This is a genomic window from Variovorax sp. PDC80 (assembly GCF_900115375.1).
GTDB lineage: Bacteria > Pseudomonadota > Gammaproteobacteria > Burkholderiales > Burkholderiaceae_C > Variovorax.
In genome coordinates, this window is sequence record NZ_FOWG01000010.1 from 270691 (window position 1) to 295153 (window position 24463).

The window sequence follows — 24463 nt, forward strand, 5'->3', positions numbered from 1 at the left end:
GGTCTGCACGAGAAAGCGCATGGTGGTCGGCGAATCAGCCCTGCAGCGGGAGGTCCACGCGCTCTACAGCGATCACCACGGGTGGCTCTGCGGGTGGCTGCGGAGTCGGCTCGGCAACAGCTGCGACGCGGCGGACATCGCGCACGACACCTTCATGCGCGTGTGGACCGGCTACCGCGCCGATGCCATTCCGCCGCTGCGCGAGCCGCGCGCCTACCTCACGACCGTGGCGCGGCGCCTGATGGTCAATCACTTCGAGCGCCAGTCGCTCGAGCGCGCCTACCTGGCCTCGCTGGCCCTGCTGCCCGAGTCGCTGGTGCCCTCGGTCGAGGAACGCGCCATCCTGCTCGAAACGCTGCACGAACTCGATGCCCTGCTCGACGAACTGCCGCCGCCGGTGCGCACCGCCTTCCTGATGTCGCAGCTCGAAGGCCTGTCCTACGACGAGATCGCCGCGCGGCTCAAGCTCAGCGTGCGCACCGTCACGCGCTACATGGCGCAGGGGTTCCGGCAATGCCTGCGGCTGATGCTGGCGCAGGGCGCATGAGACCCGCGGGCACCCCGGTCGATCCCCGGCTGCTCGACGAAGCCGCGCAGTGGCTGGCGCGCCTGCATGCCGGGCGCCCGAGCGCGGCCGACCTGCGGGGCTGCGAGGCATGGCGCAACCAGAGCCCCGAGCACCAGCGCGTCTGGCAGAGCGCCGAACAGTTGAGCCGCCGCTTCGGCGCGGTGCCCGCGGCCGTGGGCATGCCGGTGCTCGACCGGCGCCGGGACGCGGCCGGCCGGCGCGCGCTGCTGCGCACGGTGGCGCTGCTGCTCGGCGTGCCATCGGCTGCATGGATCGGCTATCGCACCCTGCCCTGGCAGGCGATCGGCGCGGATGTCAGCACCGCCACCGGCGAGCGCAGGCACCTGACGCTGCCCGACGGCAGCGGGCTCGACCTCAACACCGCATCGGCCGTGAGCCTGGACTTCGACGACACGCAGCGGCTGCTGCGCCACCGCGCCGGCGAGATCCTCATCGAGACCGCGCCCGACCCGCGTCCCTTCCTCGTCCAGACCGCGCATGCCAGCCTGCGCGCGCTGGGCACGCGCTTCGTGGTGCGCAGCGACGACGCGCGCGGCCGGCTCAGCGTGCTGGAAGGCGCGGTCGAGATCCGGCCCGCGCGGGATCCCGGCGCACCCGTCATCGTGCCCGCGGGGCGCCAGGCCTTCTTCAGCGCGACGACCGTGTCGGCGCCGCGCGCGCTGGCGGCTGGCGCCGATGCCTGGGCCCGTGGCGTGCTCTATGCCGAGGAGATGCGGCTCGCGGACTTCGCGGCCGAGCTCGCGCGCTACCGCAGCGGCGCCCTGCACTGCGATCCGGCCGCGGCCGAGATCCGGGTCTCGGGCGCCTTCCAGCTCGACGACACCGACCGAATCCTGGAACTGCTGGCCCAGACCCTGCCAGTGCGCATCGAATCCAGAACGCGCTACTGGGTGACCATCGCCGCGCGTTGACCGCCCCAACCACCACCCCCCTTTGGCCCGCCACCCCGGCGGGTTCTTTTTTTGCGCCGCCCTGTCCGGTTTTCGCGGCTCGCCTGTCATGCAGGACGAGACCCGCTTTCAACGATCGACGACAGGACCCCTCTTCATGACCGAACGGCCCCGCCCTTCCGCTTCCCGAACCCTCCGCGCGGCGCCGCCGCGCCCGCTCGTGCGCAGCGTGCGCGGCGCGCTGTGCCTGCTCGGCCTGTGCGGCACGCTGGCCGCGCCGCTGGCCCGGGCCGCCGATACCGCCGTGGCCCAGGCCACCGCGCGCTACGACATTCCCGCCGGCCCGCTGGGCCCGGCGCTGCTGAATTTCGCGGGCCAGGCCGGCGTCAACCTCAGCATGGACCTGGCACGCACGCGCGGCCTCTCGACGCCGGGCCTGCGCGGCGCGTTCGCGGTGCAGGAAGGCTTCGACCGCCTGCTGGCCGGCAGCGGCCTGCGCACGCGCGCGCTGGGCGGCGGCAATTTCACGCTGGAGGCGGCCGATGCGGCGGCACCGGCCGGCCGTCCCACGCCTTCGGGTGCCGCAGCACCGGCCGTCGAACCCGCGATCCCGGGCGATGCGCTGGCACCGATCACGGTGACCGACCGCACGCAGAGCAACCTGATGGCGCCCACGCGCCAGGTCACGGTGATCGAGCGCCAGGAACTCGAGGGCCTGCGCCAGGGTTCCGACAGCGTGGCCACCCTGCTGAGCAAGGTGGTGCCGGGCATGGCCGACTCCAGCCACACCATCACCGACTACGGCCAGACCCTGCGCGGGCGCAACATGCTGGTGCTGGTCGACGGCATCCCGCTCAACACCAACCGCGACTCCTCGCGCAACCTGGCCAACGTCAACCCGGCCGACGTCGAGCAGATCGAGGTGCTGCGCGGCAGCAGCGCGATCTACGGCAGCGGCGCGGCCGGCGGCATCGTCTCCATCCGCACGCGCCAGCCCGACGGACAGACGCGCGCCGAGACCACGGTGACCGGCGTGACGCCGCTGTCGCGCATCGGTTCGGCGGGCTTCGGTGGCGAGGTGCAGCACTACCTGTCGGGCGCGGGCGAGAAGATCGACTACACGCTGAGCCTCGGCGCGCGCCGCGTCGGCGCCTCCTACGACGCGCGGGGCAGCCGCATCGCGCCCGAGCCGAGCCAGGGCGACCTGTTCGACTCGAACATCTACAGCGCCTCGGCCAAGATCGGCTGGCGCATCGATGCGAACCAGCGGCTGCAGCTGTCCGCGAGCCACTACGACGCCAAGCAGGACACCGACTACGGCTCCGATCCCTCGGTGGCGAAGCTGCCCGCCGGCAGCGCCGCGGCCCGGCCGCTGCGCGGGCTGCAGCTGGCCGAGCAGAACCGCGTGAAGAACACGCTGGTTGGCATCGATTACCAGCACCGCGACATCGCCGGCAGCTCGCTGGCCGCGCAGTTCTACTACCGCGACTTCTTCACCCGCTTCGCGCCCTTCGATGCGCGCGGCGTGTCGGTGCGCGGCGCCAACGTGGACCAGGTGACGCAGAACTCCGAGGTCCATGGCGGCCGGCTGACCATCAAGACGCCGCTGGGCGCGGACAAGAAGACGCAACTGACCTGGGGCGCCGACTTCAACCAGGAGCGCAGCGACATGCCGCTGGACGTGTTCGATCCGCGCCTGTACGACCTGAGCGGCGGCCTGCGCTTCCTCAAGACCGGCTCGCGCATCTTCATGCCGCCGATCACCACGCGCAGCCTCGGCGGCTTCGCCCAGTTGCAGCACCGCTTCGACGACCGGTGGTCGGTCGAAGGCGGCGTGCGCTACGACCGCGCCCGCACGCGCTTCGACAGCTTCGTGCCACTGTCGCAATCGCGCGTGGCCAATCCGCGCCCGGTCAATGGCGGCGCGGTCGACTACAAGGGCTGGACCTACAACGCGGGCCTGGTCTTCAACCCGACCAAGGCGCACGACCTCTACCTGTCGTACAGCCAGGGCTTCGAGCTGCCCGACATCGGCCTGCAGGTGCGCAATGCCACGCCGGCCTTCAACATCGCGGGCTCCGACCTGCAACCGGTCAAGACCGACACCTTCGAGCTCGGATGGCGCGGTCGCTTCTCCAACGTGGTCGCGAACCTCGCGGCCTTCCAGTCGCAGTCGGACCTCGGCGCCGTGCAGAGCTTCAACAACGGGCTGAACCTGCTGCGCACCAAGGAGCGCATCCATGGCCTCGAAGGCGCGCTCGACTACTTCAGCGACGACGAGCGCTGGGCCCTGGGCGGCAGCTTCACCTGGATGAAGGGCCGCGAGCTGCCGCAGGGCGCCGCGCGCTACCAGGACATGACCGGCTACCGCATTCCGCCGCTCAAGCTGACGGCCTACGTCGAGTACAAGCCCGACGGCCGGTGGAGCCACCGGCTGCAGGCGACTTCCTATGCGGGCAAGGACTACCGCCTCGATGGCGTGAGCAGCTTCGGGCGCCGCGACACCAGCGGCTACACCACGGTCGACCTGATCAGCCGCTGGAAGATCGACGACAAGAACAACTTGGCGATCGGCGTGGAGAACCTCTTCAACCGGAAGTACTTCCCGCTCTACAGCCAGCTGCTTCGCAGCAACAACAACACGAGCCGCCTGCCGGCGCCCGGAGCCGTGCTGAAGCTGAGCTACACGCACCGCTGGTGAGGCGGTTCGGCGGCGACGCGAAGCTCAGTCGTCCCGCGCTTCGCGGCAGGCTTCGCACAGCACCTGCACTTCGACGGCCTCCACCGCGGCCGCCGGTACGTGGGCCTTGCAGGCATCGGCGATGAGCCGCGACAGCAGGCCCGTGCCCCGGAGGTCGACCCAGCGCCGGCAGCCGGTGCAGACCAGCCGGCCCGCGGCGTCGCAGGCATCGCTCTCGGGCAGGCTGTAGCTCGAGACGGCGCGGCCGTTGCGCTCCACCAGCAGGTGCTGGATCGCGCCCTCGGCCGCCAGCCGCTTGAGCGCCGAATAGATGGCCGACATGTTCATCGGCGTGCCCCGTTGCGTGAGCCTGCGGTGCAGGTCGCGCGGATGCAGGTTGCCGCCCTCGGACTCGGCCATGGCCGCGAGGATGCGCTCGTGCTGCAGCTGGTTGCGGTCGGTGACGCCGGAGTGCGGTCCGAACGCCGGATGGCGCAGGTCCGCCTTGCGGTTGACGAGGCGGGTCATCGCGTCGGGCTGCCACGGCGGGCTCGTGGGTGGATTCATCATCGGGCTCCTGAAACCTTCGGCTCGCGGGCGGACACGGCCGGCGGGCGATGAAGCCCGCCGGCCGCGCGCATCAGAACTTCGCGTTCAGCGACACGCGGAACGAGCGCGGCGCGCCCGGCGTGATGTTGGTGTTGCTGTTCGCGTTGAGGAAGTACTTGCGGTTGAACAGGTTCTCGACGTTCAGCTGCATCTGCACGTTGCGGTTGAGCGTGAAGAACACCGCCGCGTCGACGCGCGTATAGCCCGGCAGCACCACGTTCGGGAACGGCGCCGCGTTGGTCACGATCTGTTCGCTCGACGCGAACATCTTGGCCTGGTGGATCACACCCGCGCCCGCGCCCCACATCGGCGAGAAGTCGTAGCGGTTCCACAGCGCGAAGGTGTGCTTGGGCACCTGGCCCACGCGGGCGCCGGCGCGGATCGTGGCCGAGGTGTCGGCCTTGAACTTGGCGTCGGTGTAGGAGTAGCCGCCCGAGACGCTCCAGGCCGGCGTGATGTTGCCGCTCAAGCCGAGCTCGAAGCCCTGGGTGCGCTGGCCGTCGCTGAGGATGGTGCGCGCGCCGGTCGGATCGGTCGGATCGAGCACCACCACGTTGGAGCGGTCGAGGCGGTAGAGCGCGGCGGTGGCCGCGAGCGCGGGCAGCACGTCCCACTTGGCGCCGATCTCGTAGTTCTTGAACTTCTCGGGCTTGAGCGCCGACGAGCTCAGCGTGAGCGAGGACAGCTGGTCGCCCGCGCGCGGCTGGTAGGCGATGCTGTAGTTCGCGTACAGCGACAGCGGCTCGACTGGCTTGTAGATCACGCCCAGGCGCGGCGACACGAGGTCGTCGTTGGTCTTGAAGCGGTCGCCGTTGCGGTTGTTCTGGAAGTCGACGCGGAAGCGGTCGTAGCGCAGGCCTGCGATCAGCTGGAACTGCGGCGTCAGCTCGATCTGGTCCTGCACGTAAAGGGCCGCGACCTTGGCGGTGCCGCTGTTGTTGGCATCGGTCGCGGACTGGCGGTAGAACACCGGCGCGTAGGTCGTCGGCAGCCACAGCGGCACGTTCACGCTGGTGGCCGTGTTGTTGAAGTAGCCGGTGTTGCGGAGGTTGTCGGTGTCCTGCTTGCCGATCTCCGCGCCCACGAGGAACTTGTGCTTCACCGCGCCGGTGTTCAGCGTGAAGCTGACGTCGGTCTGGTTGAAGAAGCTCTTGCGCGTGGTCGCGTTGTCGTAGGCGCTGATCGCCACCGTGGTGCCGAGCGCGTTGACCGCGCCGGGGAACACGTTGCGGTAGAACTTGTCCTGCTCGGACCAGCGCGTGCGGTTGCGCAGCACCACGCCGTTGTCGAACTCGTGCTCGACCAGCGCGTTGAAGGCATCGAGCGAGGACCAGGTCGGGCTGCCGGCCGCGTTGCCGAAGAAGGTCGACGGATCGGTGACCACCGGCACGCCGCGGAACGAGGTGATGCCGCGGTCGGCGATACGCTTGTCCTTGAAGTGCTCGTAGCCCAGCGTCACCAGCGTCTTCGCGCTCGGGCGCCAGCTCAGGGTCGGGTTGATGCCCGAGCGCTCGAGCCAGACGCCGTCGCGGTAGCTCTTGGAGTTCTCGTACAGGCCGTTGAGGCGGAACGACAGCTGGTCGTTGATCGGCTGGTTGATGTCCGCCGTCAGGCGGCGGTTGCTGTGCGAGCCGAGCGTGACCGAGGCGCCGTACGAAGGCGTCCACTCGGGCTGCTTGCTCACGCGGTTGATCAGCCCGCCGGTGGCGCCGCGGCCGAAGATCATCGCGTTCGGGCCCTTGAACACTTCCACGCGCTCGATGTTGTAGAGGTCGCGGTAGTACTGGACGTCGTCGCGGATGCCGTCGATGAAGAAGTCGCCGGTGGTGCTGATGCCGCGGAAGATCGGCGTCTCGCGGTTGCCCTCGCCCTGCGCGAAGCCCACGCCCGGCACGTAGCGCGCGGCCTCGGCAATGCTCTGCACCGCGCGGTCGCGCAGCTCGTCGCTGGTCACCACGCTGATCGACTGCGGCGTGTCGCGCAGCGGCGTGTCGGTCTTGGTGGCGGTGGTGCTGCGCTTGGCGGCATAGCCCTGCTCGGTGCCCGTGACGGTGATGGGCGGCAGCGAGTTGCTGCCGTCGGCGGTCTGCGACCAGGCGGTGGATGCGCCGAGGGCCAGGGTGGCGCCGGCGGTGAGCAGGTGAATCGCCCGGACGACGGCGCTGGGCGCGATCGCGGGTGCCATGCCCGGAAGGCGCGGGCTGCGTGACTTGTTCATTTGGAACTGATGAAGGAAAGAGAAGGCGCATTCGCGCCGGCTGCGAAAGAGCGCATCGCCGCTGCCACCTCCCCCTTCTGATCGCGGCCGCGAAAGAGACGGAAATACGAACGATTCGCAATTTCGAGCAAATGTAGAAGCAGGTAGTAGTACTGTCAAGTGCTACTGATTTGGCGCGAAGAGAGCCATGCGAGCCAGGTTCAACCGAGAGAAACGGAAGGCGTTGGCTCTGAAAGCCAGGGGTCAGTAGTCTTCAGGAGAACTACTTTCATGTTGGGGAAATGCCACGCAAGCGCGCGCGGCCGCCCCTCCGGCGCGTCCCGGATCCAGACGAATCGAGGGATTCAGGAGGGCTTGGTCGGGGTCTTCTCGACCCGCGCGGAGCGCACGCCGCTGATCTGGCCGCGCACGACCTTCCAGAAGTTCTTGGTGCCGTCGAGCAGGCGCCAGGCGTTCGAACGGTGCGCGAGCACGCCGACCTCGGGCAGCACGTCGCGCAGGTTCTTCAGGCCGAGGATCTTCAGGTACTTGCGCACGGTGGTCGGGCTGTGGATCAGCAACACGACGCGCCAGCCGTAGTGCCGTCCGAGCAGCAGCATGCCGATCGCGCTTTCGAGGTCGTCGAGGTCGCCGTTGAACTCGTCGACGGCCCGGTCGACGATGCTGAGGATTTCTTGATCGTTCACGGCCACGGCGATACCCCTGAGTGCTGCTGAGCGCTGTTTCTGTTGTCGAAGGCGCGACGGCAGTGTCGCACGGGGCCGTTCGAGGAGGGCCGTGCGATACTTTACCAATGAGAATCGTTGTCATCTCGACGCCGCGCGGATTCACCGATGTTTGACGCCTTCGCCATCACCCTGCGCGAGCTGGCCGAGCTGATCCTGATCGTGGGCTCGCTGCATGTCTGCCTGCGCGAGTCGCGGCGCTTCTCGCTGATCAAGTACGTCGGCTGGGGCCTGGGCCTGGGGCTCGCGCCCGCCGCGGCGCTGTCGGTGCTGCTGATGGACGCCTCGGTCGACCGCAACGTCAGCGCCGGCCTCAGCACCCTGATGGCGCTCGGCATCCTGGTCATGGCGACGAGCATGGGCGCCTCAGTGCGGCAGATCCGCGGCCGCGTCCACCTGTTCCACGAGGCCTGGCTCGACAGCCGGGCCGCGCCCTTCCTGGTCGTGGCCTTCGTCGCGCTGTCGGCCTTTCGCGAATCGCTCGAGATCGCGGTCTTCGTGCGCGCGATCGGCGCGCGCGCCGGCATGGTGGATGCCGCGCTGGGCGTGCTGCTGGGCGTCGCGGCCACCGGGCTGCTGCTGCCCGCGTGGAAGTGGCTGCACCTGCGCGCGCGGCTGCTGCTGGCGTTCCGGGTCTCGGCACTGCTGCTGGCCCTGCTCGCGATCCAGCTGCTGCTCTACAGCGTGGCCGACCTGCTGCGCATCCCCGAGCTGCGCGACGACGGCGTGGCCTGGGCGCTGACCGTGGCGCCCTTCTTCGAGGAGGGCGCGCGCCATGCCTGGCTGTGCGCCGTGCTGATGCTGCCGCCGCTCTACTGGGTGCTGCGCGGCTGGTGGTCGGAGACGGCCGCGCGCGTCGAGTAGTTCAGTCCCGCGTGCCCGCGCTGCAGCGGTTGCACGCGATCCACACCACGATGTCCTCCTTCGAGGCCACGGGCAGTCCCTGGTCGGCCCCGACCTTCGCGACCTGCTCGCGCAACTGGATGTCGTCGGCGACCACGCTGGCGCCGCAGCTTCGGCACTGGAAGCGGATGCGCGACGAGGCGCTCTCCTCGCCGTAGAGGTAGGTGAACACGGGCCGCCCGCGCACCTGCCGCACCCGCCGTTCGATCACCCGCTTCTTCTCGAGCAGGTGCAGCGTGCGGTACACGCGCGACACCGCGGCGGCATTCGATTCCTCGACCCCGCGCGGATAGAGCTCCTGGGCCGTGCAGGCCTGGCCCGCGTTCGACATCAGCCGGCCGAGGATCTGCAGGCGCTCGGGGTTGACGCGGATGTCCGCGTCCTCGAGGCGGCGCTGAATGGCGGCGTCGTCGAGCGTTGCTTCCCGGTGTTTTTCAGCAGGCATGGGCATGGTCGATGGGGCTATACGGTGGCCGCCGCGGCGCGGCGCGCTCTCCAAAAGCATGATGCAGCGCAGTTGCAAAACTGCCGGATGGATTGAAAACAGCAGGTAAAGATGGCTGCATCCGCATGATCGGTTCAGCGCAGGCGGTCGGCGCGCAGCCGCTGCCGATCGTCGGTCAGCGAGCGCGCCGCCAGGTAGACCGCGCCGGCGGCCGCCACGCCGCCGGCACCGGTCAGCAGGAACAGCAGCAGGATCTGGTACTTGGCGGCCTCGACCGGGTCCATGCCAGCGAGCAGCTGGCCGGTCATGATGCCGGGCAAGGTGATCACACCGGCCGCCGACATCTGGTTGACGATCGGGATCATCCCTTTGCGGATGGACGCGCGGATCAGCGCCGCCATCGCCTGGTGAATGGTCGCGCCCAGCGCCAGCCGGGCCTCGATGCGCGCGCGCCCCGCGGTCACGCCCTCGAAGAAGCTGTCGAGGCCCAGGCTGGCCGAATTGAGCACGCTGCCGAGCACGATGCCCATCAGCGGGATCGCATAGCGCGGGTCGTACCAGGGCTGCGGCCGGATCGCGGTCATCAGCGCCAGCACCACCGTCGCCACGCTCGACACGCCCACGGCCGCCGCGCCGATGCCGAAGTTGCCGCCGCCGCGCAGCCGGTGCGCGGGCCGCACCGCCACCTCGCGTGCCGCGGCCAGGATCATCAGCAGCACGATGGCCAGGGTGGCGCCCGGCGAAGCCGCCGCGAACACGAAACGCAGCACCAGCCCCACCAGCAGCAACTGCACCACCATGCGCGCGGCCGCCCACAGCACCTGCCGATGCAGTTGCAGCCCCAGCAGCAGCGAGGCGAGCGCGTTCAGCAGCACGAGCACCGTGGCGAGCACCAGATCGGTGGCGTCGAGGTGGATGGGGTTCATGCGACGCTCCCTGCCGGCTGCAGCCGGCCCGCGTTCAGTTCGAGATGACGTGCCGCGACGCGCGCGGCCTGCTCATGGGAATGCGTGACCCACAGCAGCGTCAGCCCCGCGGCCTGTTCGCGCGCCAGCAGCGCTTCGACCGCGAGCGTGGTGGCGGGGTCGAGCGAGGCGGTGGGTTCGTCGAGCAACAGCACCATGGGGCGGTGCGCGAGCGAGCGCAGCAGGGCCAGCCGCTGGCGCTCGCCGGTCGACAGCCGCGCGATGTCGGCCTGAAGCACGTCGCGCGGCAGGCCCAGCTCCGCGATCCATCCCGCGAGCATGTCGCGATCGAGGCCGGCCGGGAAGTGCTCGGCCACGCCCATGCCCCACCACGCCGGCTCCGCCGCCTGGTAGATCACGCGGCGGCGCCACTCGGGGCCCGACAGCGCCGCGCGATCGATGCCGTCGAGCACCACGCGGCCCTCGCCCGGATCGAGGTCGGCCACCAGCCGCAGGAACACGCTCTTGCCCGAGCCCGAGGGGCCGAGGATGGCGATGCATTCGCCGCGCGCGGCCTGCAGCGCGATGGGGCCGACGTGCAACGCACGCAGGCCCTCGATGGACAGGTGGGCGGGGGCGGAAGGACGGGAAAGCTCGGGCATGCGCGAAAGAATGGCCAAAGCCCCGAGCTTGCCGATCAAGCTGAACGGCGGCTGAAGCGCCGCCTCCGCGCGCGCCCTCTCAGTACACGTCGCGCCGGTAACGCCCTTCGGCGATCAGGTCGTCGAGCGTGGCACGCCCCAGCGCGGCCTCGAGCGCCTCGTCCACGCCCGCCGCCATGCCATGCAGGCTGCCGCAGACGAAGATCGCGGCGCCCTCGCCCACCCAGCGGCGCAGATCGCCCGCGTGCTCGCGCAGGCGGTCCTGCACGTAGATGCGCGGCGCATGGTCGCGTGAGAACGCGAGGTCGACGCGCTCGACCTGGCCCGCGGCCTGCCAGTGGCGCAGCTCGTCCATGAAGAAGGCGTCGCGCGCCAGCTGGCGTTCGCCGAACACCAGCCAGTTGCGCCGGTGGCCGCGCTCGATGCGCTCGCGCAGATGGCCGCGCAGGCCGGCGTAACCCGAGCCGTTGCCGACGAAGATGCAGGGCCGGTCGTCGGCCACGGGCGCGAAGCCGGGGTTGGGGAGCAGGCGCAGCGGCACCGGTGCCATCAACGGCGCATGCGCAGTGAGCCAGCCCGAGGCAATGCCGAGGCCCTGTTCATGGCGCGCCTGCCGCACGAGCAGCCGCACGTGGCCCTCCGAGGGCAGGCTCGCGATCGAATAGCGACGCGTGGCGAGCGGCACCAACGCATCGGCCAGCGCCTGCGCGTCGAGGCCTTGCACCAGGGCCTGCGGCGCGGGCACGGCGCTGCGGGCCAGGGCCTCGGCGAGCGTGCAGTGCCGGCCTTGGAAGACGACGGGTGCATCCGCTGTCCACGACGTGGCACGCAACAGGGCCGCCACCGTGTCGGCCGCGAGCCGCGGCTGCAGTTCGGCCAGCGCGCCGGGCCGCCACGCGGCGGCCGCTTCGGGCGGCGCGGCGAGTTCGATCTCGTAGAGCGGCGCACCGAGGCTGCCGGGATTCAGCAGCCGGCGCGCGCTCAAGGTCCAGGGTTCGAACGCGGGCGCTAGCGGTTCATCGGCCAGCGCCTCGGCCGGCACTGCATCGGCGCCGCGCAACGTCACCAGTTGCCGGCGCCAGCGCGCAAGCGCGGCCGTGTCGCCGTTGTCGACCTCGATCATCGGAAACAGCGACTGCGCGCCCGCCGCCACCAGCGCATGGTCGAGCGCATGGCCGAAGCCGCAGAAGCGCGCGTAGTGCCGGTCGCCGAGCGCCAGCAGGCCGTAGCGCAGGTGCGCGAGCGCATCGCCGCCGACCTGCACCAGCCGCTGCGCGAAGCGCCGCGCCGCATCGGGCGGGCCGCCTTCGCCGAAGCTGCTGGCCACCAGCAGCAGGCGCTGGTGATGGCGCAACTGCTCGGGATCGAGCCGCGCGAGCGAGGCCACGGTTACGCGCAGGCCGCCGGCCTCGAGCGCGGCGGCGCTGCGCAGCGCGATGCCCTCGGCGGTGCCCGACTGGCTCGCGAAGGCCACGAGCACGCCTTCGGGCGCTGTCGCGCCATCTGCCGACGGCCGCCCCGCCCCAGCGGCAAGCGCTGCGCGTTCCGCGGCCACCGCGCGCTTCTTGCGCCGGCGGTCGAGGTAGAGCATCCAGCCCGTGACGGTGAACACCGGCAGCATCAGCGCCGCGAGCATCATCGCGATGCGGCCCGGCAGCCCGAAATAGGTGCCCATGTGCAGCGGATAGATGGCGGCCAGGAAGCGGCCGCCCATGGGCTTGGCGTCATGGCGCTCGTCCTGCGCGACCTCGCCGCCCGGCAGGCGCACCGTCATGCGGTTGCGCGCGCGTTCGTGGGCCGGATGCGCATCGAGCCAGGTGAACAGCACCGTGGGCGCGGCCCCCGTGGGCACGCGCAGGATCACCTCGCTCCAGCCGCTGGCGGCGGCCTGGCGCTGGAACGTGGCCCAGGCGGGCGCCACGTCGACCGCACCGGCGTCGTCGCGCTGCATGTTGCGCACGCGCGGCGCATTGCGTGCCTGCGCGGGCGCGCGCGGCTGGCCCGCGAAGGCATCGACGCGGTCGCGCACGGCGTCGAAGGCCCAGTAGACGCCGGTGGTGGTGAACACCAGGTACAGCAGCAAGGCGCAGGTGCCGGCCACCGAATGCAGCCCCCAGAGAAAGGGCCGGCCCTTGAGCGCCGGGTCGAAGGTCAGCCAGGCGCGCCAGTCGAGTGGCCGCCGCGGCCAGCGCAGGTACAGGCCCGACAGGGCCAGCACGAACAGTCCGATCGCCAGCACGCCGGCCGCGACGCGGCCCGGCTCGCGCGGCAGCAGCAGCCAGCGATGCAGCGCCTCGACCCATTCGAAGAATTCGGCGCCCGCCAGCGGCGGCAGCGGCCGGCCCGCGTAGGGATCGAGGTAGACGGTGTCACCGCGGCGCTCGCCGGGGCGCGGCGCGAAGATCACGCGCGCCGCGGCGCCGGGCTCGGCGAACAGCGCGAGCGTGCCGACCTGGCGGCCCGGGAAGGCCTCGCGCACGGCCGCGAGCAGCTGCGGTGGCGCGAGCGCTTCCTTGTCCTGCACCGCCACATGGCGACCACCGGGATTGAGCGCATCGATCAGCTCCTCGCGGAACGACAGCACCGCGCCGCTGAGCCCGATCACGAGCAGCACGCTGCCCGCGGTGATGCCCAGCAACCAGTGCAGCTGGAACCAGGCCTGGCGCCATGTCGGCATCGTCATTCAGCGCGCTCCCGCGGCCCAGTCCACGGCCGCGTCGAAGAGCGCGCGACCGGCCGGTGCCAGGTTGGTGAAGCCGTCGTTGCCGAGGAAGACCATCACGCGGCGCGCCGGCGCGAGCGATTCGTAGTCCATGGTGGCGCCCTTCTCGTAGCCGAAGAGGGCCGCCTTCTCGGGCTGGCCGTAGAGGGTGGCGATGGTGGTGGCGCCGAGACCGGGGCGGCCCCAGCTTATGCCGGCCTGCCGCTGGTAGACGTTGGCCACGCCGGCCGGCAGCCCGGCACCCATCGGATGCGGCGCGTTCACCAGCCACAGGTAACGCTCCTTGGCCGCCTCGCCGAAATCGACGTCGTGCCGCTTGCCCGTCATCGCGAGGTCGTCGAGCAGGTCGTTCTCCCAGGTCAGCAGCGGCACCGGCAGCTGGCGCCAGCCCGGATGCACGTCCTTCGCGGCCACGGTCGAGGAGATCACGACCAGCTCGGCGCCCGCCGCCGCGGCCGGCTCCACCGCCTGGTCGAGCATGGCGACCGCGAAGCCGCGCGTGCCCAGGTGCTGCGCGACCTGCTCGTCGACCGCCGCGTTCGGGCTGCCGCGCTGCACCAGCAGCACGAGCTTGCGGCCGGGTGCCGCCTGTGCGCCGGCTGTGCCGGCCAGTCCCGCGGCGAGGGGCAGCGCGAGCCGCAGCAGCGCGCCACGGCGGTCGATGGAAACAGCGTCCTTCATGCCTAGAACTCGAAGGTGGTGAGCAGCGACACCTGGCGCGCGTCGCCCATGGAGATGAAGTAGGTGTTCGCGGCCGAGGGGTAGTAGGTCTTGTCGAACAGGTTCTTCACGTTGAGCTGGAACTTGACCTTGCGGCCATGGATGCGCGTGTCGTAGGTGGCGAAGGCATCGGCGGTGGTGTAGCCCGGCAGCACGAAGCTGTTGGCCGAGTCGCCGGGCCGCTTGCCCACGTAGTGCACGCCGCCGCCCACGCGCAGCCGGCCCTCGGCGCCGAAGACCTGGCCGAAGTCGTACACGGCCGACAGCGACGCGGTCTGGCGCGCCACGTTCCACAGGCGGTTGCCGGCGTACAGCGGGTCTTCGGTGGTCTTGGCGTCGATGTAGGCGTAGCTCGCGATCGCGCTCCAGTTCCTGCCGAGCTCGCCGGCCACGTCGAGCTCGAGGCCGCGCGAACGCGCCGCGCCCGAGGTGCGCCAGTCGGTCAGCTTGGTCACGTCGTTGAACTGCGAGACCAGCACGTTCTTCTTGCGGATGTCGAACAGCGCCACGGTGCCGGTGAGGCCGCCGGCCAGGTCGAGCTTGGCGCCGAGCTCCCACGACTTGCCCTGCTCCGGCGCGACCGAGGCATCGACGATGTAGCCCGAGGACAGCGGCGCGATGGTCGAGGTGGGCTTGAGCGACTCGGTGTAGCTGCCGTAGAGCGACAGGCTGTCGCTCCACTTGTAGACCAGCCCCACGCGCGGCAGCACCTTGGAGCCATCGGTGTCGGTGTTGGCCTTGAACGGACGGCCGCGGCCCGCGGTCTGCGACCAGGCCTGGTAGCGCAGCCCGGCCACCGCGATCCAGCGCTCGCTAAGATGGATCGAGTCCTGGAAGAAGAAGGACTGGTTGTGCAGCTTGTCGGTCTGGTCGCTGTCGCTGGCCGACACGGTGGCCGAGGGGAACTCGAGGCCGTAGACCGGGTTGAGGTAGCTGAAGCTGCGCGTGACGGCCTGGCGCAGCAGGTCGGCGCGGTAGATCTTGCGGTACTCGGCGTCCCAGCCGAACTGCAGGTCGTGGCGCATGCCGCCGAGCTCGACGCGGCCGTCGACATAGGCGGTGGCATAGCTGTCGGTGCTCAGCGCGCCGTGCGTGGCGTCGTTGCTGCGCGTGAGCGTGCCGCGCGTGGTGTTGAGGCCGGTGATGCGCAGCTGGTTGGCATCGTAGGTCTCGCGGTTGTAGCTGAGGTTCAGGTGGCCGGCCCAGCCGCCGCCGAACTGGTGGTCGACCGAAAGCTGGGCCAGGTGGCTTTCGCCGCGCATCTCGTTCCAGGGCTCGTCCAGGCGCCGGGTCTTGGGCAGGTCCAGCGGGCTCTTGGTGCGCGAGTCGAGCGCGGTGCCGCGGTCGAAGGGCGTCACGAACTTGCGGTACTCGTACCAGAGCACAGCCTGCGTGTCCTCGCCATACCAGGCCAGCGAGGGCGCGACCAGCGTCTCGCGGTGGGTGCCGAAGTTGCGCCAGTAGTCCTCGTCCATGCGGTCGACGATCAGCCGGTAGGCCAGGCCGTTCTCGCCGATGGGACCGGTGGTGTCGAGCGTCTGGCCGCTGCCGTTGCGCCCGCCCGCGTAGCCCGAGGCGCCCAGCGACAGCGCGGTGCGCTGGGTCAGTTGCGGCTTCTTGCTGACCACGTTGATCACGCCGCCCGGGTCCATCAGGCCGTAGAGCAGCGAGGATGGGCCCTTGAGCACCTCCACGCTCTCGGCCGCGGCGTTGAGGCCGCGGCCCTGCACCAGCGGCATGCCGTTGTGCATGATCGAGCCGTCGCGGTTGCCGCCGAAGCCGCGCTTCATCAGCGTGTCCTGCGTGCTGGCCAGGGTGTTGCCCTGGTTGATGCCGCTGACGTTGGCGAGCGCATCGTCGATGTTGCGCGGGCGCTGGTCGCGGATCACCTGCGCGGGCACCACGTTGACCACCTGCGGGATCTCGAGCACCGGCGCCGTGGTGCGCAGGGTCGAGGCATCGGGCGTGGGCTGGTAGCGGTCGTCGGCGTCGCCGGGCGCCGGTGCCGCGCGCGCCACCACGCGCACGGCGGGCAGCGCACCGGTGCCCTCGATCACGCCGGGCTCGGCCTGCGCGCTCGCCGATCGGCGCAGGATGAATTCGCCCGCGCCGCCCTCGACCGCCTCGAGGCCCGTGCCCGCGAGCAGCGTGGCGAAGCCGGCCTGCACCGTGAAGCTGCCGTCGAGGCCGCGCGAGTTCAGGTCCCGGGTGTGGGCGGGATCGAAGGACAGCGCCACGCCGGCCGCGGCCGCGAAGCGGCCCAGCACCGCGGCCAGCGGGCCGGGCTCGATGCGGTAGGCGCGCGCGGCGCCCGGCGTGTTGGCGCTCGCGGCGGGCCGCGCCGGCTCGGCGGCCAGGGCCGCGACGGGCATGGCGGCCGCCAGCGCCAGCAGGCACAGCAACGCCTTGGAGACGGGGGTGGGTGAGGACGGGTGCGCGTGCATGGGATTCCTTCGGCAGAACTGCAATCCATGGCGCTCGCCATGGTTCTCAGGAGGAAGGCCGAACGAAATCGAAAAAGATGAAAGGCGGCGGAAGATTTTTTTGCGCGGACCCCGGATGCAGGAATCAGGCCGGCACCAGCGAGACCCAGTAGCGCGTGAGGCTGGCCACGCGCACCGGGAAGCTGCGCGCGATCACCGACAGCGCCTTGTCGGTGTCGTGGATCGGGAAGGCGCCCGACACCTTGATGTTCGCCACCGCCGGATCGCAGGCCAGCCGGCCGCGCCGGTAGCGCCCGAGCTCGGCCACCACCTCCCGCAGCGTCCAGTCGTTGACGACCAGGCTGCCCTGGGCCCAGGTGGCCGAGGCCGCGTCGGCCGCATGCGCCACGCCCACGCCGTCGCTGCCGATGTCGACCTGCCGGCCGGCCTGCAGCCGCAGCGCGCGTTCGGGCGCATTCGCGGCCCGGACCTCGACCGCGTCGTCGAGCACCGTGACGCGCGTGATGCCGCCCTCGCTGCGCACGGTGAAGCGAGTGCCGAGCGCGAGGATGCTCCCCTGCGGGGTCTCGACCATGAACGGGCGCGCGTCGTGGCTGCCGGGCACGCGGTGGCGCGCGGTCTCCGCGAGCAGCTCGCCCTCGCGCAGCCGGATCAGTCGCCGCGTGCCGTCGAACACGACGTCGACCGCGCTGCGCGTGTTGAGCAGCAGGCTCGAGCCGTCGGCGAGGTCGATGCTGCGCTGCTCGCCGGTGCCGGTGCGGTAGTCGGCCAGCAGCGCGGGCCAGCTCCCGCCCCCATCGGCCACCTGCCACGACAGGTAGCCGAGCGCGCCGCCCGAGGCAACCAGCGCGACGCCGCGCAGCAGGCGCCGGCGGTCGGTGCGCGCCGCGCCGGCCGCGCGCAGGGTCGAGGCCGCGATGTGGCCGGGCACGCGCTGCAGCGTGGCCTGCATCGCCTCGAGCTTCTCCCAGGCGCGGCGGTGTTCCGCATGCGCGCGGTGCCAGCGGCGCCAGGCCTCGTGGTCGGCCGGCGTGGCCTCGCCCGAGCACAGCTGCGCGTACCAGGCGATCGCCTCCTTGCGCACGCGGGCCTCGTGGCCGGCGGGCAGGCCGATATCGCCGGCTGGCGAATCGAGTTCGAATGCGCTCATGGCGCGAGCAGGTAGCAATGCTCGAGCGCCTTGAGCATGTAGTTGTTGACCGTGCGCACCGTCACCTGCAGCCGCTGCGCGATCTGCGCATAGGTCAGGCCCTCGAGCTGCGAGAGGATGAAGGCCTGCCGGATCGCGGGCTTCATGCCGTCGAGCATGGCGTCGATGGCGCTCAGCGCCTCCAGCACGATCGCGCGCTCTTCGAGCGAGGGCGATTGCGGCTCGGGCAGCGCGGCCAGGGTCTCGAGGTAGGCGCGCTCGAGCGCGCGGCGGCGGTGGAAGTCGACCACCAGCCCGTGGGCGATGGTCGCGAGGTAGGCGCGCGGCTCGGCGGCGGCCACCGGCTCCTTCTTGCCGAGCACGCGCACGAAGGTGTCCTGCGCGAGGTCGGCCGCGTTGTGCGGGCAGCCCAGCTTGCGGCGCAGCCACCCCTGCAGCCACCCGTGGTGGTTGCTGTAGAGCGATTGCACTTCGTGCGGAGGCGCGAACTCGGCGGCCGACATGGCATCTCCCCGCAGCGACTGGCTGCGCTCAGGATTTAATACGAATGGTTCTCAATTGTAGCAGTCGCCTTCAGACCTGGGTCCGGCCCAGTTTGAAGTTGCAAACGATTCGCAATTAGAATCAAACGCTTATACCCGCACCGCCGCCACGCCGCCCGTGTCGCACAAGCACTCCATCGACTCCCCGCTGATCGCCGCGCTCGTGAGCCACTACGAAGAACTGGTGGACCACGTGCGGCGCCTGAGCTTCGGCCGCGGCGAGCGCGGCGCCGCGCGCGAGATCGTGCACGAGGTCTGCGCCGACCTGATCGAGACGCCGCCGCGCACGCCGATCCACACGCCGCTGGCCTTCCTGCGCATCCTCTCCAAGCGCCGCGCGGTCGACCGCTGGCGTGCCGAGCGCAGCCGCGACGTGCTGATCGAGCTGATGGCCGAGCCGCCCGAGGCGCTCGACCTGCACGAGCCGGCGCGCATCGTCGCCGCGCGCGAGGGCATCGAGGTGCTGGCCGAGGCCATCGCGGTGCTGCCGCAGCGCTGCCGCGAGGTGTTCGTGATGCACAAGGTGCACGAGCTGCCGCAGGCCGAGGTGGCGGCGCACCTTGGCATTTCGGTCAAGGCGGTCGAGAAGCATCTGCGCCGCGGCATGGAGGCCTGCGCCCGCGCGCTGGTGGATTTCCATGGCTGAGCGTCGCGACGCATCGCCGCGTGCCCTTGCTGGCGAACCCGCGAGCGTGCCACTCGCGCAGCCCGGCGGCGCCGCGCTCGACGAGGCGCTCGATGCCGGCCGCGACACGCTCAAGGCCCTGTTCCCGCTGCCGCCGGCGCGCGCCAAGGCCGCGCCACGGCGCACCGGGCGCACGGTGGGCGCGGCGCTGGCGCTGGTCTTCGCGACGCTGGCCTGCCTCTGGGTGCTCGATCCGGCCTACCGTCACGAGCAGTTCGCCTCTGCCGTCGGCGAACGCCGCCAGCTCGAGCTGGCCGACGGCTCCCGCCTGACGCTCGACACCGGCACCGAGCTCGCGGTGTCGTGGCACCTGCGCAGCCGGCGCGTCGAGCTGCGCCAGGGGCGCGCGCGCTTCGCCGTCGCCAAGGCCGTGGTGCGGCCCTTCGAGGTCGACGCGGGCCGGGCCCAGGTGCGCGTGGTGGGCACGGTGTTCGACGTGCGCCGCGATCCGGCCGAGGTGCAGGTGGTGGTGTACGAGGGCAAGGTCGAGGTGCGGCGCGCGGGCGAGGCGCAGGCCGCGCTGGTGACGCCGGGGCGCGCGCTGCGCGTCGGCAACGACAGCGGCAACGGCCAGCCCGCCGCGGCGCAGCCCGTGGACATCGATGCCGAGGGCGGCTGGCAGCAGGGCCGGCTGGTCTTCAGCCGCATGCCGCTGTCGCAGGCACTGGCCGAGATGCAGCGCTACCGGCGCGAACCGGTGCGGCTGCGCGAGGACCCGGCGCGCCCGATCGGCGAGCTCGCGCTCTCGGGCACCTTCGACAGCGCCCAGACCGACCGCGCGCTCGAGCTGCTGCCGCGCATCCTGCCGGTGCAGGTCGCGCGCCTGCCCGACGGCACGGTCGAGGTGCGGGCGCGCTGAGCCCGGAAAATTTTTTTCGCCGCGAGGTAGGGTTGGCCGCGGCCGGATCCGACAGACCTTCAGAGAGCCCATCACTTTCCGAAGGAACCGACCCCGTGAGCCGCCCTACTGCCCGCATTGCCGGGCTTCTTCGCCAGACCCGGCACCAGATCGTCCTGCCGCTGCAACTGCGCGGCCCTTTCCCGCGCCGTGCCGCGCTGGCCTCGGCCTGCGCGCTGGTCGCCTGCATGGCGCAGGCGCAGGCCGTGCGCCATGCGCTCGACCTGCCGGCCGCCCCGCTCGAGCGCTCGCTCAACGAGCTCGCACGCCTGACCGGCGTGCAGGTGCTGTTCGCCTCTTCGCTGACGCAGGGGCGCAATGCGCCCGCGCTGCGCGGCAGCTTCAGCGCGCAGGAGGCGCTCGACCGGCTGCTGCAGGGCACGGGCCTCGCGGCGCGGCCGCAGGGCGGCCAGGCCTTCACGGTGGAGCCGGCCTCGCCCGCGGCCGCCGCCGGTGCCGCGCTGCCCGAGATCCGCGTCACGGCCGATGCCGGCCGCGAGAACCCGCTGGGCCCGCCCGTGCGCTTCGCCGCCACGCGCAGCGCCACCGCGACCAAGTCCGACACGCCGCTGCTCGAGGTGCCGCAGACCGTCAACGTCGTGACCGCGCGCGAGATCGACGCCCAGGGCGCGCAGAACCTCGGCCAGACCCTGCGCTACACGGCCGGCGTGCTGTCCGAGACCTTCGGCGCCACCTCGCAGTTCGACATCTACACCCAGGTGCGCGGCTTCCGCCCCGACCTCTACCTCGACGGCGTGCAGCTGCCCTACGGCGCCGCCGGCAGCGGCTTCGCGAGCGCGGTGGTCGATCCCTACGTGCTCGAGCGCGTCGAGGTGCTCAAGGGACCTTCGTCGGGCCTCTACGGCCAGAGCGGCCCCGGCGGCATCGTGAACATGGTGAGCAAGCGCCCGACCGAGACGCCGCAGCGCGAGATCGAGCTGCAGGCCGGCAGCTTCGGGCGCAAGCAGGTCGCGGCCGACCTGAGCGGCCCGCTCAACGCCGAGGGCACGCTGCGCTACCGGCTGGTGGCGCTGGCGCGCGAGGCGGGCACGCAGGTCGACTTCGTCGACAACGACCGCCGGCTGATCGCGCCCTCCATCACCTGGCAGCCCGACGCGCGCACCAGCTTCACGCTGCAGGCCTACCACCAGACCGAGCGCAACGCCCACACGCTGTTCAACTACCTGCCGATCCAGGGCACGCTGCGGCCCAACATCAACGGCCGCCTGCCGTTCGAGCGCTACGCGGGCGAGCCGGACTTCGACCGCCTCAGCCGCGACCAGAGCTGGCTCGGCTACAGCTTCGAGCACCGCTTCAGCGACACCGTGAGCTTCCGCCAGAACATGCGCGCCGCGCGCACCGAGTTCGAGGGCCGCGCCATCACCATCCTGCAGACCGGCGGCCTGCTGCCCGACCAGCGCACCCTGCGGCGCACCGCCGCCAACACCGCGGCCAACGCCAGCACCTTCAGCATCGACAACCAGCTCGCGCTGCGCTTCGACACCGGCGCCGTGCGCCACGATGCCTTGATCGGCATCGACCACCGCCGCGAGATCGGCGACTTCGATTTCGGCCGTCGCGCCGCGCCCAGCCTCGACGTCTATGCGCCGGTCTACGGGCAGCCGATCGTCGACCCCGGCTTCAACCTCAGCAACACCACGTCGCGGCTCGAACAGACCGGCCTGTACTTCCAGGACCAGATGCGCCTGGGCGGCTGGATCGCCACGCTGGGCCTGCGGCACGACGATGCCAAGACCCGCACCGTGAACCGGCGTGCCAGCACCGCCACGCAGCAGAGCGACAGCAAGACCACCGGCCGCATCGGCCTGGGCTACCTGTTCGACAACGGCGTCGCGCCCTATGTGAGCTACGCGACCTCGTTCCAGCCGGTGTCGGGCAGCAGCTTCGGCGGCGTGCCCTTCCAGCCCACCACCGGCAAGCAGGTCGAGGCCGGCCTCAAGTACCAGCCCGCCAGCGGCATCGGCCTGTTCACGGCCTCGGCCTTCGAGCTCACCGAGCAGAACCGCGTCACGCCCGACCTCGCGAACACCGGCTTCAACGTGCAGACCGGCGAGGTGCGCGTGCGCGGCCTCGAGCTCGAGGCCAAGACCGAGCTGATGCCGGGCCTGAACCTCACGGCCGCCTACGCCTGGCTGCACCACCGCATCACGCGCAGCAACACGCCCTCGGAAGTGGGCGCCCGGCTCTACGGCACGCCCGACCACCAGGGCTCGCTGTGGCTCGATTACGAACTGCAGCGCGGCGCCCTCGCGGGCCTGGGCCTGTCGGCCGGCGTGCGCCGCATCGGCGCCACCTTCGACGCCAGCAACCTCTACCGCATGCCGGCCTACACGCTGGTCGACATCGGCCTGCGCTACGACCTGGGCCGCGCCAGCCCCTCGCTGCGCGGCGCGCGCCTGAGCCTCACGGCCTCGAACCTCGCCGACCGCTACTACATCTCCACCTGCAACACCACCTCGGGCTGCACCCTGGGCAACCGCCGCACGGTGATCGCCTCGCTGAGCTACCAATGGTGAGCCCGGCCCGGCTTCGGCTGTGGTCCGCGGTGCACCGCTGGACCAGCCTGATCGCGACCGCCCTGCTGCTGCTGACCTGCGTCACCGGGCTGCCGCTGATCTTCCACGACGAGATCGAGGACTGGCTCGATCCGCCGCCCGCGCGCCAGCAGCCGGCCACCAACGCCGTCGCGCCCATGCTCGACGCGCTGGTGGCGCGCGCGCTCGCGGAGCATCCTGGCAGCGTGGCGGTGTCGCTCGGCTTCTCGCGCCCCGCGCCGGGTTCCACCGAACCGCCCACGGTCGTGATCGCCACCGGCCCCGACGCGCAGGCGCCGTTCGCGCAACTGCGCCGCCACACCTTCGACCTGCGCGACGGCACCTTGCTGCAGTTGCCGCCGCCGCGCACCGGCGGCTTCATGGACACCGTGCTCGAGCTGCACAAGAACCTGCTCGCGGGCCTGCCGGGCGCGCTGCTGCTCGGCGCCATGGGCCTGCTGCTGGTGGCCTCGGTGGTCTCGGGCGTGGTGGTCTACGGGCCCTTCATGCGCAAGCTGCGCTTCGGCACCGTGCGTGCCGGCCGGCGCGCGCGCTGGCTCGACCTGCACAACCTGGTCGGCATCGGCATCGCGGCCTGGTTGCTGGTGGTGGGCACCACGGGCGCGATCAACACGCTGCACGACCCGATCGCCGCGCACTGGCGCGCCGAGGTGTTGCCGCAGATGACCGGGCCCTACCGCGGCCTGCCGCCGCCCGGGCGGATCGGCTCGATCGATGCCGCCGTCGCCACCGCGCGCGCCGCGGCGCCGGGCATGGAGGTGCAGTCGGTGTTCCTGCCGGGCACCAGCTTCGCCACGCCGCATCACTTCGGCGTCTATCTACGCGGTGCCACGCCGCTGTCGATGCGCATCCTCAAGCCGGCGCTGGTCGACGCGGCCAGCGGGGCGCTGAGCGACATCCGCGAGATGCCCTGGTACGTGAAGGCGCTGTTCGTCTCGCAGCCGCTGCACTTCGGCGACTACGGCGGGCTGCCGATGAAGTGGATGTGGCTGGTGCTGGACCTGCTCGCGATCGCGGTGCTGGTCAGCGGCCTGTACCTGTGGGTCGTGCGGCGGCGGCGCGCCACGGAGGTGCCGCAACCACGTCCACGCGGCGAGCCCGAGGCGGCCACCGAAGGCAGCCCATCGACCTGGCGCATGCCGAAACTGCTCGCGCTGTGCATCTGCGTGGGGCTCGGCGTGGCCTGCGTCACGACCGACGCGGCGCTCAAGTGGGCGGCCGACCTCGCGTTGGCGATCCCGCTCGCGGTGGTCTTCTGGTTCGTGCTGCGCGTGCTGCGCGGGCTGCGCAGGTAGCGGACCGCGGGGCCGTTTTCAGGTGCGCGCCGCCGCCTGGGCCTCCAGGCGGTCCGCGACCTCCCTGAGCGCGGCCAGCGGCGAGGCCCGCAGCCGCTGAACGACCTCGGCCAGGTAGTGCTTCGGCGCGGTTTCCGGAATGCGTTCGAACCAGCGCACTGCCGCGTCGATCTCGCCCTGCTCGGCCAGCATGCTCGCGTGGCTGAAGCACCCGCGAAAGTCGCCGGCCTCGGCCGACGCCCGATAGAGCGCGCGGGCCCGGTCCCGGTCCCGTGGCACGACGAGGCCGTCTTCGTGGTAGCGGCCGAGTATGTTCATCGAACGCGCATGCCCGAGCGCCGCCGCGCGCCGGTACCAGTCGAAGGCCGCGGCGTGGTCCAGCGCAACGCCACGACCGGTCGCCAGCAGGTTGGCGAGGTTGTACATGCCCCAGTCGAGGCCGAGCTCGGCGCTCGCGCGGTAGGCGCTGGCAGCGCGCTGCGGATCGGGCGCGGTGCCCCAGCCATGCTCGAAGCAGCGTCCGAGCATGTTGGCCGCCATCGGATGGCGGTGCTCGGCCGCGCGCTGGAACCAGGCGAAGGCCGAGGCCTCGTTGCGCGCCACGCCCCGGCCGTCGAGCAGCCATTGCCCGAGCACCGCCTGCGCTTCGGCATGCCCCGCATGGGCGGCCGCCGACAGCCAGGTCGCGGCGCGCTCGGGCGGGCCGGCGAGCAGCGCGTCCCATTGCGCGCGCGTCAGGGTGTTGAGCGCGCTCGCGTTGGGGAACACGAACGCGGGGGATGCGCCTTCGCTGCTCACGCTCGTC

20 protein-coding genes are annotated in these 24463 nt (G+C 71.4%); 8 read left to right on the plus strand and 12 right to left on the minus strand.

Translation table 11 applies throughout. From position 1 onward, the window contains the following. Positions 1-19: 19 nt before the first annotated feature. The 3 genes from BM109_RS27490 (at position 20) to BM109_RS27500 (ending at position 4180) form a co-directional block, all read left to right on the plus strand. Positions 20-547, plus strand: coding sequence for a sigma-70 family RNA polymerase sigma factor (locus BM109_RS27490; protein ID WP_093349891.1), 528 nt, complete (start codon positions 20-22; stop codon positions 545-547). After that, positions 544-1500: a FecR domain-containing protein gene (locus BM109_RS27495; RefSeq protein WP_256222810.1), complete on the plus strand. Its 957-nt coding sequence runs from the start codon at positions 544-546 to the stop codon at positions 1498-1500. Before BM109_RS27490 ends, BM109_RS27495 begins: the two co-directional genes overlap by 4 nt. Before the next feature lie 136 nt (positions 1501-1636). Next, on the plus strand, positions 1637-4180 hold the full coding sequence (locus tag BM109_RS27500) for a TonB-dependent receptor (protein ID WP_093349896.1): 2544 nt from the start codon (positions 1637-1639) through the stop codon (positions 4178-4180). A gap of 24 nt (positions 4181-4204) precedes the next feature. On the opposite strand, the gene BM109_RS27505 is transcribed toward BM109_RS27500, so the two are convergent. The 3 genes from BM109_RS27505 to BM109_RS27515 form a co-directional block, all read right to left on the minus strand. Next, complete coding sequence (locus BM109_RS27505) at positions 4205-4726, minus strand: hypothetical protein (RefSeq protein WP_143129276.1); 522 nt, start codon at positions 4724-4726, stop codon at positions 4205-4207. A gap of 73 nt (positions 4727-4799) precedes the next feature. Further along, entirely contained in the window at positions 4800-6986 is a 2187-nt protein-coding gene (locus tag BM109_RS27510) for a TonB-dependent receptor (protein ID WP_093349901.1), read from the minus strand. A gap of 344 nt (positions 6987-7330) precedes the next feature. Further along, positions 7331-7672, minus strand: coding sequence for a hypothetical protein (locus BM109_RS27515; protein WP_093350187.1), 342 nt, complete (start codon positions 7670-7672; stop codon positions 7331-7333). Positions 7673-7819: 147 nt separating this feature from the next. Between BM109_RS27515 and BM109_RS27520 the strand changes: the two genes are divergently transcribed. Continuing rightward, a complete protein-coding gene (locus BM109_RS27520) occupies positions 7820-8575 on the plus strand; it encodes an FTR1 family protein (RefSeq protein WP_093349904.1) in 756 nt (251 codons plus the stop codon). A gap of 1 nt (position 8576) precedes the next feature. Here the strand turns inward: BM109_RS27520 and BM109_RS27525 are convergent, their stop codons facing one another. From BM109_RS27525 to BM109_RS27560, 8 genes are all read right to left on the minus strand, one after another. Next, complete coding sequence (locus BM109_RS27525; RefSeq protein WP_177239481.1) at positions 8577-9059, minus strand: transcriptional repressor; 483 nt, start codon at positions 9057-9059, stop codon at positions 8577-8579. A 134-nt stretch (positions 9060-9193) separates the two neighbouring features. After that, positions 9194-9985: an ABC transporter permease gene (fetB, locus tag BM109_RS27530; RefSeq protein WP_093349909.1), complete on the minus strand. Its 792-nt coding sequence runs from the start codon at positions 9983-9985 to the stop codon at positions 9194-9196. Further along, positions 9982-10626 (minus strand): ABC transporter ATP-binding protein, encoded by a 645-nt coding sequence (locus BM109_RS27535; RefSeq protein ID WP_093349912.1) that lies wholly within the window; start codon positions 10624-10626, stop codon positions 9982-9984. The genes fetB and BM109_RS27535 overlap by 4 nt, the downstream gene beginning before the upstream one ends. 79 nt (positions 10627-10705) lie before the next feature. Further along, positions 10706-13303, minus strand: a complete 2598-nt coding sequence (locus BM109_RS27540; RefSeq protein WP_093349915.1) for a sulfite reductase flavoprotein subunit alpha — start codon at positions 13301-13303, stop codon at positions 10706-10708. Positions 13304-13309: 6 nt separating this feature from the next. Next, entirely contained in the window at positions 13310-14029 is a 720-nt protein-coding gene (locus tag BM109_RS27545) for a hypothetical protein (RefSeq protein WP_093349917.1), read from the minus strand. 2 nt (positions 14030-14031) lie between these two features. After that, positions 14032-16512, minus strand: coding sequence for a TonB-dependent siderophore receptor (locus tag BM109_RS27550; protein ID WP_093349920.1), 2481 nt, complete (start codon positions 16510-16512; stop codon positions 14032-14034). Between the two features lie 124 nt (positions 16513-16636). Then, positions 16637-17662: a FecR domain-containing protein gene (locus tag BM109_RS27555; protein WP_093349950.1), complete on the minus strand. Its 1026-nt coding sequence runs from the start codon at positions 17660-17662 to the stop codon at positions 16637-16639. Next, positions 17659-18165 carry a sigma-70 family RNA polymerase sigma factor gene (locus BM109_RS27560; protein ID WP_093349953.1) on the minus strand — a complete coding sequence of 169 codons (507 nt, stop codon included), beginning with the start codon at positions 18163-18165 and terminating at the stop codon, positions 17659-17661. Before BM109_RS27560 ends, BM109_RS27555 begins: the two co-directional genes overlap by 4 nt. Before the next feature lie 157 nt (positions 18166-18322). Here BM109_RS27560 and BM109_RS27565 point away from each other — a divergent pair, with 157 nt between their 5' ends. The 4 genes from BM109_RS27565 (at position 18323) to BM109_RS27580 (ending at position 23658) form a co-directional block, all read left to right on the plus strand. After that, positions 18323-18850 carry an RNA polymerase sigma factor gene (locus BM109_RS27565; protein ID WP_093349956.1) on the plus strand — a complete coding sequence of 176 codons (528 nt, stop codon included), beginning with the start codon at positions 18323-18325 and terminating at the stop codon, positions 18848-18850. Beyond that, a complete protein-coding gene (locus BM109_RS27570; protein ID WP_093349958.1) occupies positions 18843-19748 on the plus strand; it encodes a FecR family protein in 906 nt (301 codons plus the stop codon). The genes BM109_RS27565 and BM109_RS27570 overlap by 8 nt, the downstream gene beginning before the upstream one ends. A gap of 95 nt (positions 19749-19843) precedes the next feature. Next, positions 19844-22324 (plus strand): TonB-dependent siderophore receptor, encoded by a 2481-nt coding sequence (locus BM109_RS27575; protein ID WP_093349961.1) that lies wholly within the window; start codon positions 19844-19846, stop codon positions 22322-22324. Then, the gene (locus BM109_RS27580) at positions 22318-23658 is read left to right on the plus strand and encodes a PepSY-associated TM helix domain-containing protein (protein ID WP_218159420.1); all 1341 of its coding nucleotides are present in this window, start codon (positions 22318-22320) and stop codon (positions 23656-23658) included. The genes BM109_RS27575 and BM109_RS27580 overlap by 7 nt, the downstream gene beginning before the upstream one ends. A gap of 18 nt (positions 23659-23676) precedes the next feature. Here the strand turns inward: BM109_RS27580 and BM109_RS27585 are convergent, their stop codons facing one another. After that, a complete protein-coding gene (locus tag BM109_RS27585; protein WP_371268842.1) occupies positions 23677-24456 on the minus strand; it encodes a tetratricopeptide repeat protein in 780 nt (259 codons plus the stop codon). Positions 24457-24463: the final 7 nt, after the last annotated feature.